Below are 14,714 nucleotides of genomic sequence, written 5' to 3' on the forward strand. Positions count from 1 at the left end.
CCGGCTGAACTTCGTTTTGACGATACGACCATCACAAAATGCGCGTAAATGCCGCATCATATGACGCTCACTCGATCTGCGGAGATTCGCCTTGAAATTCATGCTGTTTGCAGCGGCGCTGCTGCTTTCCACCGTGGCTCTGGCCCAGGCTCCGGCGCAGGACGCCGCTCAGGCCCAGGACGCCGCGCCCGCTCCCGCCGCCCGGAAGCCTGCTGCGCGGGCCGCAAAGCCGGTGCCCCGCCCCGCAGCGACCGCCGCGCAACCCGCCGAAGATCTCTCGAAGCTCAATGTCATGCAGATCGATGCGCTCAGGCAGATCGATCCGGCGACCTACGAGATCGACCTGCGGTTGGCCGACGGCAAGGCCGTCAATCTGCGGATGAATGCGTTCGTGATGCAGGATCTGTCGCGGCGGCTTGGCAATTACGGCCGATAGCCGGCCGACCGACCACGCGAACGGCGTGCCGGGTGGCGACGACATGCTGAAGCCGGCATAGGGTCAGTGCTCCGGCAGGCCGGCCGCAACGAACGCCCGCCCCAGCGCATCGCCCGCCGCAAGAAAGGCCGCGCTGGCGTTCTTGCTCGGCAGCGTGACATTGGCGAGGTTCGAACCGGGACGCAGTTCGATCGCCTTGTCCATCGCTGTCTTTGCTTCGGCAGCACGTCCCAATTGCAGGTAGGCCGCGGCCAGCACCATGTAAGGGCGCCCCGACGCGGGGGTGATGGCGATCGAGCTTTGCAGCCACGGCAAGGCGTCTTCGCCGCGCTGCGTGAGCACATAGATCATCCCGATCCCCAGCCGCCAGGTCCACCGCGACACCTGCGGCGTATCGAAACGATCGGCCTGCTGGAACGACGCCAGCGCATCGTCGAAGCGCCCGAGTTGCATCTGGGCCAGACCGATATGGTAGAGTCCCACACCGTTCCACGGATCGAAGTTCAGCGTCCTGGCGCAGGCTACCAGGCTCTCGACAAACTCGTTGGTGGCGTTGAGAAAGCGGCAATAGGCTTCGAGCACCGGAATGGAGTTCGGCTTGTTGCGCAAGGCGCGCTCCAGGACTTCCCGCGCTCTGTGCTCTGCAGCGGCGCGCTCCTCCGGATTGTACCAAACCATCTGGACGCCGCGCATCTGCAGCGCGGCCAGCGCAACGGCAAGGTCGGAATTGTCGGGATCGCCGGCGAGCGCCTTTTCCAGCATGGTCTGCGCTGTCTCGAAGCGCTCGCGCGAGGTCTGCACGATCGACGCCGTGGCCTGCTCGATCACCACCCTGGCACTCCCGGGTGGCGAACCGCCATCGCTTGTGGCGACCGGCGGAGCGGGATCGAGCAACACACCGAGACGCAACGCCAGCGGATGTCCGATGCCGGCGGCGAGTCGCGATTGCTGTTGCGACAATTCGGTCTCGTCGGCGGACACCGACACCGGGGCGGTCCACACGACTTCGCGGGTCGCGGCCCGGGTCATGCGCGCCCGCACCTCCCACGAACGTTCGGTCTTGCGCAATTCGGCATTGACGATGAAGTCCGCCCCTTGGCCGGAGCCGGCCTGCGACCCACTTTGCGGCACGGCCACCCGGATGTTCTCGATCTTGGCCAGGCCATCGGCAAGACGCGTCGTGACGTTGGCGGCCATCGCGCCGCTGTCGTCATCGGCCGCGGCGATCGGCATCACCGCGATGACCGGTGCTCCGCGGGCGGGGACGAGGTCCGGCGTCAGCCTTATCGCCAATATGGCGAGCGCCGCAATGGCGCCGAGACCCGCGACCGCGAAGGCCGCATGGCGCCAGTTGGATTTTCGCGCAACGCGCGGGATGGCAGACGGCTCCGCCGGCCGGCCTTGATCGGCCGGCGGGACCTCCGGCAGGATCGTTGGCAAGACCGCTGCGGGTTCGGCGGCGGCCGGCTCTGGCGTTGCCGGCTCGCCCGCAAGCACATCGGCCTCGAACACATAGCCACGGCCGGACACCAGCCGGATCATCTGACGCCGGTCGTCGCCGATCGCCGTCCGGATCTCCTTGATGCATTGGAACAGGCTGTCGTCGCCGACATGAACGTTCGGCCACACCGCCTCGATCAGATCCTGCTTGCTCAGCACCTGCCCGGCATTGGCTGCGAACAGCGACAGCATCGCACAGGTCTTCGGACGAAGCTTGATGGCAACGCCATCGGGCCCCCGCAATTCGGCGCGTTCACGATCCAGTTCAAAACCCGAAAAACACAAAACCATCGATGGTGAGTCCCGACATTCGAGGTTCGGGCAGTAGCAGAAATGTGCCTTTGAAGCCTGAATATCGCGAAATATCAGAAAAATTTCAGAATGTAGCCGCCTCCCCATCAGGACCGCCCCTGCGGGTGACGATACCGTTCGGGCATCAATTGCCGCAACCAACGGCTCTCGATTCCACGGCGGATGGCGGGCAATGCCCCCTCCCCGCAACGGCAGGTCAGGCGGTTTCGGTGCAGATCATTTCAGTTCGGGCAGTTTCGGATCGCGGCTCACGACGTCGTCTGACTGCGACTCTACTGACCGGCACGGCGCTGGTCGGTGTCGCGACCGCCCTGCTCGCCGGCACCCCGGCTCTGGCTTCGGGCCAGGGCGGCCAGGGCGGCGCCGGCGACCAGTCGGTCGTTGCCGCGGGGAGCGGGGGCAGCGGCGGCACCAATGGCAACGGCCAGGACGGCGCCCCCGGCAGCGGCGTCTCGACGGGCGGCGCCGGCGGCACCTCGCCCGGCGCAGACGGCCTCGGGGGTACCCCGGACGCCGGCGGAGGCGGCGGCGGAGGCGGTGGCGCCAGCGGTGCCGACCTCTCCTTCGGCATACTGAACAATACCGGCACGCTGACCGCCGGCACCGGCGGCGCGGGCGGCAGCGGCGCGAGTCTCGGAGCCGGCGGTGGCGGCGGTGGCGGCGGCGGTGACATCGTCGTCACCGGGACCGGAGCGATGAGCAACAGCGGCTCCCTGACCGGCGGCCAGGGCGGTGATGGCGGCTCCAGCGATACCAGCGGCGGCACCGCGGGACAGAAAGGCTATGGCGGCAATGGCGGCGCCGGCCTGCTCTTCACCATGGGCGGCGTCACCTTCACCAACACGGCCGCGGGCACCATTGCCGGCGGCGTGCAGGGCGATGGCAACTTTGGCGCCGGAAATCACGGCGGCGCCGGCGTGGTCAGCAATGCCACCATGACGATCGTCAATGCGGGCGCGATCAACGGCGGCGCCGGGCCGGCAAGCAATGGCTACGGCATCGATTCGGTGTCCGGCACCCTCACCCTGACCAATTCCGGCACCATCACCGGCTTGGCGGGCGTCCGTGGCGCGGGAGATGCCCTGACGCTGACCAATTCCGGCGCCATCACCGGCATCGGCAACGGATCCAACGGTGTTTTCAGTACCGGCGTGGTCGACATCACCAATGCCGGATTGATCTCCAGCGACATGTCCACCGGCAACGCCGGCATCCAGGCCGCCGGCGGCAAGGTCACCAACCTTGCCAGCAGCAGCCCGACGACCGGCACCATCCAGGGCTTTCAGTTCGGCATCTATTCCAATGGACCGATCACTGTCAGCAACGCCGGCACCATCACCGGCGTCGGTGTTGGTGCTCTCACAACCGGTGACAGCACCATCGTCAATGCGGCCACCGGCTTGATCAGGGGCAACGGCTTCGCCGCGATCTCCAACGCTTCCGGGCTCCAGACCATCGTCAACTCCGGCGCGCTTCTGTCGTCCTCAGGCGTCGCGGTCGCGGGCGGCTTCGTGTCCAGCCTGGTCCTCACCAACAATGCCGGCGACGGCGTCAACACCGGCATCATTCAGGGCACCAGCGGCGTCAATTATGACGGCGCGGTCACCATCACCAATTCCGGCGCCATCGTCGGCACCAGCGATAGCGGCATCGCGGCCGGCGGCGGATCCATCACCAACGCTGCCACCGGATTGATCGAGGGCAGCGTGTCTGCGATCGCCAACCTGAGCGGGCTGCTGACCATCACCAATTCCGGCGCAATCAAGTCGGGCGACACGGCGATCGATGGCAGGTTCGGCAGCGGCAGCCTCCTGGTCACCAACAATGCCGGCGACGGCGTCACCAGCGGCCTCATCAGCGGCGGCCAGTACGGCATCAAGACTTTGGTTCCGACGACCGTCATCAATTCGGGCGCCATCATCGGCAGCGGCCCCTCCGGCATTGGCATTTTGGCCGACACCACCCTCTCGGTCGTCAACTATGCGGGCAACGGCAGCACCACCGGCCTCATCAGCGGCGCTACGGGCATCTCCATCACAAGCAACGGCGTCGCGACCATCACCAATGCCGGCACCATCCAGGGCAGCCACCAGTACGGCATTTTCAGTAACGGCCTCACTTCGGTGTTCAACGACGGCACCATCACCGGCAACGTCGCCGCCATCCGGTTCGGTGCAGCGGGCAGTACGCTAACGCTGGGGGCGAACTCGGTGATATCAGGCGCTGTCGTCGGCACCGGCGGCGACACCTTCCAGCTCGGCGGCACCGGCAGCGCCACATTCGATGCTGGCAGCATCGGCAGCACCGCGCAGTATCAGGGCTTCAGCACCTTCAACAAGGTCGGCGACTCCATCTGGACGCTGACCGGCACGCCGGGCCAGGCGACAAGCTGGAACATCAACAGCGGTACGCTGTCGGTGTCGTCTGACGGCAATCTCGGCAGCGCCAACGAGGCCCTGTCCATCAACGGCGGCATCCTGCAGGTCACCGGCACGGCGTTCACCGCGACGACCCGCAATATCAACCTGGGCGTCAATGGCGGCGGCTTCGATATCGCCGACGCCGGCAACACCTTCGACGTGTCGTCGGCGCTGTCCGGCCCCGGCGGCCTGACCAAGCTGGGCGCGGGCACGCTGCGGCTCTCCGGCATCACCGACTATTCCGGTGCCACCAATGTCATGGCCGGCACGTTGCAGGCGTCGTCGGCATCCGGCATGCTGAGCCAGAACAGCGATTTCACCATCGCCGCCGGCGCGACCCTCGACCTCAACAACTCGTTCCAGTTCATCGGCTCGCTGAGCGGCGCCGGCACCGTGACCAACTCCGCGGCCGGTGCGGCGACGCTGAGCGTCGGCGGCAACAGCGTCAGCACCACCTTCTCCGGCACCATCGCCGACGGACCGGGCGGCCCCGTCGCGTTGTGGGTCGGCGGCTTCGGCAGCAGCGGCACCTTCACGCTGACCGGCAACAATGCGTATAGCGGCGGCACCTTGATCTGTTCGTGCTGGGCGCTGCAACTCGGCAACGGCGGCACCACCGGTTCGATCACCGGTGACGTCACCAATGGCGGCACGCTGATCTTCAATCGCTCCAATGCGTATACGTTCGGCGGCGTGATCTCCGACGACAACAGCGATCCCGGCAAGGTCGTGCAGGCCGGCTCCGGCATCACCACGCTCACAGGCCTGAACACCTATTCCGGCGGCACCTTCGTCAATGCCGGCACGCTGCGGATCGGCGGCGCCGGCACCCTCGGCGACAGCGGCGCTGCAACGACCGTGGCCGGCGGCACCCTCGATCTCGGCAGCACGACCCAGACACAGAACGGCGGCGTGACATTGACGTCGGGCGCCATCATCAACGGCACGCTGGTGTCATCGGCGCTGTTCGAGTTGCGGGACGGGACCATCGGGGCCACTCTGGCCGGCACTGGCGGCGTGACCAAGGTCGGCACCGGGCGCGCCAACATCACCGGCACCGAGGCCTATACGGGTGCCACGACCGTCAACGGCGGCACGCTGTCGGTGAATGGCGACATCACCTCGTCCTCCAGCGTCACGGTGAATGCCGGAGGTACGCTCGGCGGCAACGGCTTCGTCGGCAACACCACCATCAACGGCGGCACGCTGGCGCCGGGCAATTCGATCGGCCTGCTCACGGTGGCCGGCAATCTCGTGCTCACCTCCGCCGCAAGCTACGTGGTCGAGGTGTCGCCGACATCCGCCGACCGCGTCAACGTCACGGGTACGGCGACACTCGGTGGCGCGACGGTGAACACCAGCTTCACCGGCAGCTATCTGCCGAAGCAATACGCCATTCTCAATGCCACCGGCGGCATCAGCGGCACGTTCAGTTCGCTGGTGAATTCGAACCTGCCGTCGACGGTGTCGTCGAGCCTCAGCTACGACGCCAACAACGTCTATCTCGATCTCAAGCTGAATTTCGGCATCCCGTCCGGACTCAACATCAACCAGCAGAACGTCGGCAGCGCGCTCACGGGCTATTTCAACCGCAACGGCGGCATTCCGCTTGCCTTCGCGGCACTGTCCCCCGCCGGCCTCACCCAGGTCTCCGGCGAACTGGCCACCGGCACCCAGCAAGCCACCTTCGACGCCATGAACCTGTTTCTTGGCCTGCTGACGGATCCCACCGTAGCCGGCAGAGGTTTTGGTGCGGCCACGCCCGGCGTGGCGTCGTTCGCCGATCAGGCACTAGCCTATGCGGGCCAGAAGCGCGCCGTCGCCGAGCGCGATGCCTTTGCCATGATCACCAAGGCGGTGCCGCGCGCGCCGACCTTCGAGGCGCGCTGGAACGTGTGGGCGGCCGGCTTCGGCGGATCGCGCAACACCGGCGGCAACGCCGCGCTCGGCTCCAATGATGCCACCGCCAGCGTCGGCGGCGTCGCGGTTGGTGCTGACTATCTGTTGTCGCCGAACACCGTCGCCGGCTTTGCACTATCTGGCGGCGCGACGAACTTCAGCGTTGCCAATGCCGGCTCCGGGCGCTCCGACCTGTTCCAGGCCGGCGCCTACGTCCGCCACACCGCGGCATCGGCCTATATCACCGCCGCCCTGGCCTATGGCTGGCAGGACGTCACCACGGACCGCAGCGTCACGGTCGCCGGCATCGACCGGCTGCATGCCAACTTCAAGGCCAACAGCTATTCGGCCCGCATCGAAGGCGGCAACCGCTATGTGTTGCCGTGGATGAACGGCGGTATCGGGATCACCCCCTACGCCGTAGCGCAGATCACCGCGCTCGACCTGCCCGCTTATGCCGAAACCATCAACGGCGGCGCCAACACCTTCGCGCTGAACTACAGTTCGAAGACCGTGACCTCGCCGCGCACCGAACTCGGCCTGCGCAGCGACAAGTCCTTCGCGGTCGCCGATGCGGTCCTCACCCTGCGCGGCCGTGCCGCATGGGCGCATGATTTCCACACCGACCGCAGCGTCGCCGCTGTCTTCCAGACGCTGCCCGGCGCGGCTTTCGTGGTCAACGGCGCCGCCGCCTCCCCCGACTCCGCGCTGACCACGGCCGCGGCGGAAATGCGATTCGCCTGCGGCATCTCACTGGCCGCAACCTTCGAGGGAGAATTCTCCGGCGGCTCCCGCAGCTACGCCGGCAAGAGCGTGGCGCGCTACGGCTGGTAAGGTGCCCGGTTAACGGGCATTCGGGTGTCATTTCCTCAAAACCTTCGGCTTTTCAGCCCATTTGGCCGCTGGCGGATTGACTTCCGCCAATTCCGCCCTATGTTCCGGCCTGACGCGGCCCGGCATCGAAACGCGATGCCTCGACTAAGCCGCCTGTCTGCGCACTGAGATCCCCGTGCAATTTAGCGTGCCGCTCCGGGGTTGAGCGCGACAGTGTTTCCCGTGAATCCAAGCGGCGGTTTCTTCCAGAGGCATGGTCCCGAAAAGTGGTCTTCCGGTTTTCGGCAGAGATCATGCCCCCATAACAGAGGCTCAATGTCCTTTAACAATCTCGGCCTGTCCGACAAGGTGCTCGCCGCCGTCGCGGCCACCGGTTACACCACCCCGACCCCCATTCAGGAACAGGCGATTCCTCATGTGCTGGCGCGCCGCGACGTGCTCGGCATCGCCCAGACCGGCACCGGCAAGACCGCTGCCTTCGTTCTCCCGATGATGACCATGCTGGAAAAGGGCCGCGCCCGCGCCCGCATGCCACGCACCCTCATTCTCGAACCGACCCGTGAACTCGCCGCCCAGGTGAAAGAGCAGTTCGACAAATACGGCGTCGGCCAGAAGCTCAACGTGGCACTGCTGATCGGCGGCGTCTCGTTCGGCGACCAGGATACCAAGCTGACCCGTGGCGTTGACGTGCTGATCGCCACGCCGGGCCGCCTGCTCGACCACACCGAACGCGGCGGCCTGCTGCTCACCGGTGTGGAATTGCTGGTCATCGACGAAGCCGACCGCATGCTCGACATGGGCTTCATTCCCGACATCGAACGGATCTGCAAGCTGGTGCCGTTCACGCGCCAGACCCTGTTCTTCACGGCGACGATGCCGACCGAAATCCGCCGCATCACCGAGACCTTCCTGCACAACCCGGTGAAGATCGAAGTTTCCAAGCCGGCCTCCACCGCGGTCACCGTGACCCAGTCCCAGGTCAGCGTCGGCCGCGAGCCGCATGAGAAGCGCGAAGCCTTGCGCGCCCTGATGCGCGGCGCCACCGACCTCAACAACGCGATCATCTTCTGCAACCGCAAGCGCGAAGTGGCGCTGCTGGCCAAGTCGCTCGAAAAGCATGGCTTCAGCGTCGGCGCCCTGCACGGCGACATGGAGCAGTCGGCCCGCACCGCGGCGCTCGACCAGTTCCGCAAGGGTGAGCTGCCGATCCTGGTGGCCTCCGACGTTGCCGCCCGCGGCCTCGACATTCCCGCCGTCAGCCACGTCTTCAATTTCGACGTCCCGCACCATCCCGACGATTACGTGCATCGGATCGGCCGCACCGGCCGCGCCGGCCGCACCGGCACCGCGATTTCGCTGGTGGCGCCGTCCGACGTCAAATCCATGGCCGCCATCGAGAAGCTGATCGGCCAAGCCATTCCCCACGCCGAGAGCGGCGTCACCGCCAGCGAACCCGGCGAGGCCTCGGCTGCCCCCGCCGACGGCGAGCGCGCCCCCGAGGGCCGCCGCAGGCGCAACGGCAATCGCGAAGCCAATTTCGGCGGCGGCGAAGGCGGTCGTGGCCGTGACGGCGGCGGCGAGTCCCGCAAGCCGCGCCGCGAGCGCGAACCGCGCGCAGACCGCGCGCCACGAGTTGAGCGCGAACCTCGCGCCGAACGTGAACCGCGTGCCGACCAGGCCCCCCGCGCCGCGGCCGACCGCGAGCCCCGTCGGTCCGGCAGCGGCGGTCGCGGCCGCAACCCGCAGCCCGCATCGCAGGATCCGGTCGCAGCCTTCACCCCGCCGACCGCTCCGCCGCCGTCGCGCACGCCCTCCATCGGCCGCGCCGAAGCGCCGCAGTCCCGCGAGCAGGCATCCGAGCCCGCCGATCACTCGCATTTGCCGGCATTCCTGCTGCGCCCGGTGCGCGCCCGCGTCGGTTCAACCTGAGGTCGTTTACCCGGGATTCATGATCTGGGCCTAACTTGAAGGTAGATATTTTCAGCGGTTTATTTCTGGTTTAACGACGGTGCATCCTGGCCCGTCGGCGGGGGCACAGTAAGTGACCGGTATCTTTGACGAACAGCAGCGTACCCTGGCGTTTGCCGAGGTCGCTCTAGGACAGATCAAGTCGCTGCGTCAGACCGCGATTCCGCGGAACTACGAGATTTGGTACGTTTACGCGACCGGCTATAATTCATCGCTCAACCGGGTGATCAACGAGACGCTGGCGCTCAACGGCAAGCTGACCGAAGCCGATCTCGACCTGATCTACGAGACCTACCTGTCGCAAATCCGCGTCACCGACCGCATCGACAAGGTCGGTGCCCGCGTCATCGGCGAGATCGACGACGTGATGTCGCTGATCTCAGACGCGATGGGCATGACCGAGAGCTTCGGCCAGATTTTGGGCGGCGCCAGCAAGCGGCTGACGCTTGCCAAGGACCGCGACCAGGTCAAGGCGGTGATCGAGTCGCTGGTCGCGACCACTCGCGAGGCCCATGAAACCAATCTGGCGCTGGAAGCCCGTCTCAACGCGTCGAAGAGCGAGATCAGCAACCTGCAGCAGAGTCTCGAGGCGATCCGCGCCGAGAGCCTGACCGATCCCCTTACCGGCCTCGGCAACCGCAAGTTCTTCGACTGCGCGCTGGTCGCAGCCATGGAGCAGGCACTCAATCTCGGAGAGCCGCTGTCGCTGCTGATGCTCGACATCGATCACTTCAAGTCGTTCAACGACAATTACGGCCACCTCACCGGCGACCAGGTGCTGCGCCTTGTCGGCATCTCCATGAGGCAGACCATCAAGGGCCAGGACATCACCGCTCGCTACGGCGGCGAGGAGTTCGCCGTGGTGCTGCCCAATACGCCGCTGCGCCAGGCGCTCACCGTGGCCGATCACATCCGCCGCGCGGTCATGGCCAAGGAACTGAAGAAGAAATCCACCGGCGAGATCCTCGGCCGCGTCACCCTGTCGGTGGGCGTTTCCACGCTGCAGCCCGGCGACGACATGGACGCGCTGATCGGCCGTGCCGACGCCTGCCTCTACGCCGCCAAGCGCAACGGCCGCAACCGCGTCGTCTGCGAGGTCGATGCGGAATATTCCGCCGAAGTTCATATCCAGGTGGCGTAACTTACCGACACCTCCTGGTGAGGAGCCCGGTCTTCGCGCATCTCGAACCATGAGGCTGCAGGCGCACCGCCTCCTCCCCATCCTTCGAGACGCCGCGCAAGTGCGCGGCTCCTCAAGATGAGGTCTTCGTTTTCTTTGCAGTTTTCTTTGCAGTCTTCTTTCCTGGCGCCTTCGCTTTCGCGGCCTTCTTCACCACCTTCTTCTTCACACGCGTCTTGCTCCGCTTCGCCAGCGCGGAGCGCTCGGCCGCGGCATGCGCCGCGCGCGCCCACTCCGTCACCTCGTCCGGCTCGTCGTACAGCCGTTCCGGCGGCTGCCAGTACGAGCCGATGGTGCGCGTCTTGCCCTTGGCCTCGTAGGAAAACGGCTTCGAGCCTTCGCTCTCATAGCGCGGAATGGTGGTCGCATCGGCGCGCAGATAGATCGCGCCGCGCAGCACCAGCGCGAAGTTGGTGCCGTCAGCCGAAATGCCGTAGCCGCTGAACATGCGGCGGATGGTCACCGGCCCGAAGCCGGCAAACAGCTCGGTGAGAAAATCGCGATCCATGGGGGAAGTGTAGGATGGGATTGGCTTCCGTCAAAGCGCCAAGCTCTCGGCCGTCATCCTGAGGTGCGAGCCTCTTGGCGAGCCTCGAAGGATGCGGCGACAGGAGCCGGCGCTCGCGGCCCATCCTTCGAGGCCGTCGCTGCGCGACGGCACCTCAGGATGACGGGAGCGTCTGTGGAGGTTGAAGAAGCCTCAATCCAGCTTCGCCGCCGTCAGCTGCACCGACTCGCCGCAGCCGCAGGCGCCGGTCTGGTTGGGATTGTTGAAGATGAACTGGGCCTGCATCTTGTCGGCCTTGTAGTCCATCTCGGTGCCGAGCAGGAACAGCACGGCCTTCGGCTCGACCAGGATCTTGACGCCCTTGTCCTCGACCACTTCGTCGGTCGGGCGGACATCGTGGGCGTATTCGACGGTGTAGGACTGGCCGGCGCAGCCGCCGTTCTTGATGCCGACCCGCAGGCCGACGATCTCGGAATCGGCGCGGGAGGTCAGCTCGCGCACGCGTGCCGCGGCGGCGTCGGTGAGCCGCATCACCTGGGGACGCGGGCGGGCCTTGGGCTTGGCGGCGAGAAGGCTGGATGCTGGGGTCATATCGGTCATTTGTTCAGTCCTCGCGGCCATTCAAGGCCGCTGTCGTCGTCTCAACAAATCGAACGCACGCCGTCACCACATGTTCAGGACGAGGCGCGCCTCATCGGTCATCCGGTCCGGCGTCCATGCCGGCTCCCAGACGATCGCCACATTGACCACGCCGACACCCGGCACGCTGGCCACGGCGTTCTCCACCATCTGCGGCATCTCGGCCGCGGCCGGGCAGTTCGGCGTCGTCAGCGTCATCTCGACGTCGACGGTGCGGTCGTCCTTGATGTCGACCTTGTAGATCAGGCCGAGCTCGTAGATATCCGCCGGAATCTCCGGATCGAACACCGTCTTCAGCGCGGCGACGATTTCGGTGCCGAGCCGTTCGGTCTCCTCGGGCGCCAGCGCCGAAACGGTCTGCATCTGGCTCGCCTTGACGTCCGCATTGGCAACGGCCGCGGTGTTGTTCGCTTCGATGGTGTCGGTCATGAAAACATATCCCGTGCCTTGATCAGCGCCTGCGCCAAATGGTCAACTTCCTCGCGGGTATTATACATCCCGAACGACGCCCGGCACGTTGCCGTGACATTGAATCGTTCCAGAAGCGGCATGGCGCAATGGGTCCCTGCCCGCACCGCGATGCCCTGGCGGTCAATCACCGTGGCCACATCATGCGGATGCGCGCCGGTCATCTCGAATGAGATCACCGGTCCCTTGCCGCGGGCATTGCCGATCAGCCGCACCGCGTTGATCTCGCGCAATTTGCCTTCGGCATAGGTCAGCAGATCGTGCTCATGGGCGGCGATGCGCTCCCGGCCGATCGAATTGACGTAATCGATGGCGGCGCCGAGGCCGATCGCCTCGACGATCATCGGCGTGCCCGCCTCGAAACGGTGCGGCGGGTCGCCATAGGTGACCCAGTCCTGCGCCACTTCGCGGATCATCTCGCCGCCGCCGGAATACGGACGCATGGTCGCCAGCGTGTCGTACTTGCCGTACAGCACGCCGATGCCGGTGGGCCCATACAGCTTGTGCCCGGTGAAGACGTAGAAGTCGCAGTCCAGATCCTGCACGTCGATCACCGAATGCACCGCGGCCTGGCTGCCGTCGACCAGCACCGCAATGCCGCGCGCGTGCGCAATCCTGACCACGTCCTTTACCGGCACGACCGTGCCGAGCACGTTCGACATCTGGGTGATCGCCACAATCTTTGTGCGGTCGGTCAGCAGCTTCTCGAATTCGTCGAGCAGAAAATTGCCCTCGTCATCGACCGGCGCCCACTTGATGACGGCGCCATGGCGCTCCCGCAAAAAGTGCCAGGGCACGATGTTCGAGTGATGTTCCATGATGGAGAGCACGATCTCGTCGCCCTCCTTGATGTTGACGCCGCCCCACGACGCCGCCACCAGGTTCAGCGCCTCGGTGGCGTTGCGGGTGAAGATGATCTCTTCGGGGCGCTTCGCGTTGAGGAAGTGCTGCACCTTGGTGCGACCGCCCTCATAGGCTTCGGTCGCCGCATTGGCGAGGTAATGCAGCCCGCGATGCACGTTGGCGTATTCGGTCTTGTAGGCCAGCATCATGCGGTCGAGCACCGCATTCGGCTTCTGCGCCGAGGCGGCGTTGTCGAGATAGACCAGCGGCTTGCCATAGATCTGCATGGCCAGCGCCGGGAAATCCTTGCGGACCTCGTCGACGTCGTAGGTGCCGTTGGAGACCGCCGGATGCACCGTCATGCCCGCGCCTCCAGCCAGCGCGCGGCTGCGCCGATCGCCAGCTCGCGCAGGTCGTCATTGACGATGGATTCGATGGCCTCGCCGACGAAAGCCTGGATCAGCAGCGCCTGCGCCGCCTTCTCCGACAGGCCGCGGGCGCGCAGGTAGAACAGCAGGCTCTCGTCCAGCGCACCGGTGGTGGCGCCATGGCCGCAGGCGACGTCGTCGGCGAAGATTTCCAGCTCCGGCTTGTTCGAGGCTTCCGCCTCGTCGGACAGCAGCAGCGCGCGCGTCATCATCTTGGCGTCGGTCTTCTGGGCGATCTGCCGCACATTGATGCGGCCCTGGAACACCGAATGGCTGCGATCGTCAAGCACCGCGCGAAACACTTCGCGGCTGACGCAGTCCGGTGCCGAGTGGTTCATCACCAGCGTTGTGTCGCCATGCTGGCGGCCGTTGAGCAGGTTGACGCCGTTGGTTTCCACATGGGAATGCGTGCCGGCGATCTCGATCACCGCCTGGTAACGGCTCACGAGCGAACCGGTGTTCATGCCGAAGGTGTTGACGTGGGCCTTGTGGCCGACCGTGATCAGCGACGAGGCAATGTTGAAGGCTTCGCGACTGTCCTCGATCAGGCGGACATGATCGAGCCGCGCGCCGTCGCCGACATTGATGACGGTCGCGTCGTGGGCCTGATAGACCTCGATACCATCGGCGGCGATGAAGCTTTCCACCAGCGTAGCGCGAGCGTCCTTGCCGAGATCCAGCAGCGAACGCGTGAACATCGCCGTTGAGGCTGCCGTGGCGACATGGACAATGTGCAACGGCTGCGCCGGCGCCGCGCCGTCAGCAACCGTGACCACCAGACCGTCGGTCATCATCGCGCCGTTTAGCGCCTGCATGGGATTGGCGTTGTCGAGCGCGAACAGCCGTGCATGCAAGGCTGGCTCGTTGGCGTCCAGCACCTCGCGCAAAGTGCGGATGGCGAGGCTCTTGTCGAGCTTGCCGAGGTCGGAGAGTTTCGGCGCAAACACGCCATCGACCAGCACCAGCCTGCGCACGCCATCGATCGTATGCGGCTGCAGCGCTTCGGCCGCACGCGACAGCGCGGCGGCATCGGGCGCCGCGGCCAGCGGCAGCACCGCGCGCATCAGTACGCGCAGGTCGGTGTATTTCCAGTCCTCGATCCGCCGATGCGGCAGGCCGGTCGATTCGTAGGCGGCATAGGCCTGCTCGCGCAGGGCGACGACCTTGCCGGTGCCGGGCAGCCGCGCGCGTGCGCCGACGAAGGCGTCGCTGAGCGCGTGTCCGGTTTCTACTTTTGCCAATGCAACATTCATCACAACATCCGTTTCGGCGCCGTCAG

General features: G+C 66.0%; 10 protein-coding genes. 4 read left to right on the forward strand and 6 right to left on the reverse strand.

Annotated features, from left to right (window positions below; genetic code table 11):
* Positions 1 to 100 precede the first annotated feature (100 nt).
* Entirely contained in the window at positions 101 to 436 is a 336-nt protein-coding gene (locus ACUXVA_RS22545; RefSeq protein WP_265078293.1) for a hypothetical protein, read from the forward strand.
* A 63-nt stretch (positions 437 to 499) separates the two neighbouring features.
* Here ACUXVA_RS22545 and ACUXVA_RS22550 read toward each other — a convergent pair whose 3' ends face one another.
* Positions 500 to 2,227: a winged helix-turn-helix domain-containing protein gene (locus ACUXVA_RS22550; RefSeq protein ID WP_445488206.1), complete on the reverse strand. Its 1,728-nt coding sequence runs from the start codon at positions 2,225 to 2,227 to the stop codon at positions 500 to 502.
* Positions 2,228 to 2,457: 230 nt separating this feature from the next.
* Here ACUXVA_RS22550 and ACUXVA_RS22555 point away from each other — a divergent pair, with 230 nt between their 5' ends.
* The 3 genes from ACUXVA_RS22555 (at position 2,458) to ACUXVA_RS22565 (ending at position 10,510) form a co-directional block, all read left to right on the forward strand.
* Positions 2,458 to 7,401, forward strand: a complete 4,944-nt coding sequence (locus ACUXVA_RS22555; RefSeq protein ID WP_445488208.1) for a beta strand repeat-containing protein — start codon at positions 2,458 to 2,460, stop codon at positions 7,399 to 7,401.
* A gap of 315 nt (positions 7,402 to 7,716) precedes the next feature.
* Positions 7,717 to 9,330 (forward strand): DEAD/DEAH box helicase, encoded by a 1,614-nt coding sequence (locus ACUXVA_RS22560; protein WP_445488210.1) that lies wholly within the window; start codon positions 7,717 to 7,719, stop codon positions 9,328 to 9,330.
* 112 nt (positions 9,331 to 9,442) lie between these two features.
* Positions 9,443 to 10,510, forward strand: a complete 1,068-nt coding sequence (locus ACUXVA_RS22565) for a GGDEF domain-containing protein (protein ID WP_265078289.1) — start codon at positions 9,443 to 9,445, stop codon at positions 10,508 to 10,510.
* A 112-nt stretch (positions 10,511 to 10,622) separates the two neighbouring features.
* On the opposite strand, the gene ACUXVA_RS22570 is transcribed toward ACUXVA_RS22565, so the two are convergent.
* The 5 genes from ACUXVA_RS22570 to sufD form a co-directional block, all read right to left on the reverse strand.
* On the reverse strand, positions 10,623 to 11,057 hold the full coding sequence (locus tag ACUXVA_RS22570) for a TfoX/Sxy family protein (protein WP_445488212.1): 435 nt from the start codon (positions 11,055 to 11,057) through the stop codon (positions 10,623 to 10,625).
* A 192-nt stretch (positions 11,058 to 11,249) separates the two neighbouring features.
* The gene (locus ACUXVA_RS22575) at positions 11,250 to 11,657 is read right to left on the reverse strand and encodes a HesB/IscA family protein (RefSeq protein WP_265078287.1); all 408 of its coding nucleotides are present in this window, start codon (positions 11,655 to 11,657) and stop codon (positions 11,250 to 11,252) included.
* Positions 11,658 to 11,720: 63 nt separating this feature from the next.
* Entirely contained in the window at positions 11,721 to 12,125 is a 405-nt protein-coding gene (locus ACUXVA_RS22580; protein ID WP_413776357.1) for an SUF system Fe-S cluster assembly protein, read from the reverse strand.
* Complete coding sequence (locus ACUXVA_RS22585) at positions 12,122 to 13,369, reverse strand: cysteine desulfurase (RefSeq protein ID WP_445488215.1); 1,248 nt, start codon at positions 13,367 to 13,369, stop codon at positions 12,122 to 12,124. Before ACUXVA_RS22585 ends, ACUXVA_RS22580 begins: the two co-directional genes overlap by 4 nt.
* A complete protein-coding gene (gene sufD, locus ACUXVA_RS22590) occupies positions 13,366 to 14,688 on the reverse strand; it encodes a Fe-S cluster assembly protein SufD (RefSeq protein WP_445488217.1) in 1,323 nt (440 codons plus the stop codon). The genes ACUXVA_RS22585 and sufD overlap by 4 nt, the downstream gene beginning before the upstream one ends.
* Positions 14,689 to 14,714: the final 26 nt, after the last annotated feature.

The organism is Rhodopseudomonas sp. RCAM05734 (assembly GCF_052658035.1).

Coding starts and splice junctions, on each gene's coding strand:
- ACUXVA_RS22545 (WP_265078293.1), top strand. CDS start 101: ATGCTGTTTGCAGCGGCGCTGCTGCTTTCCACCGTGGCTCTGGCCCAG.
- ACUXVA_RS22550 (WP_445488206.1), bottom strand. CDS start 2,227: ATGGTTTTGTGTTTTTCGGGTTTTGAACTGGATCGTGAACGCGCCGAA.
- ACUXVA_RS22560 (WP_445488210.1), top strand. CDS start 7,717: ATGTCCTTTAACAATCTCGGCCTGTCCGACAAGGTGCTCGCCGCCGTC.
- ACUXVA_RS22570 (WP_445488212.1), bottom strand. CDS start 11,057: ATGGATCGCGATTTTCTCACCGAGCTGTTTGCCGGCTTCGGGCCGGTG.
- ACUXVA_RS22575 (WP_265078287.1), bottom strand. CDS start 11,657: ATGACCGATATGACCCCAGCATCCAGCCTTCTCGCCGCCAAGCCCAAG.
- ACUXVA_RS22580 (WP_413776357.1), bottom strand. CDS start 12,125: ATGACCGACACCATCGAAGCGAACAACACCGCGGCCGTTGCCAATGCG.
- ACUXVA_RS22585 (WP_445488215.1), bottom strand. CDS start 13,369: ATGACGGTGCATCCGGCGGTCTCCAACGGCACCTACGACGTCGACGAG.
- sufD (WP_445488217.1), bottom strand. CDS start 14,688: ATGAATGTTGCATTGGCAAAAGTAGAAACCGGACACGCGCTCAGCGAC.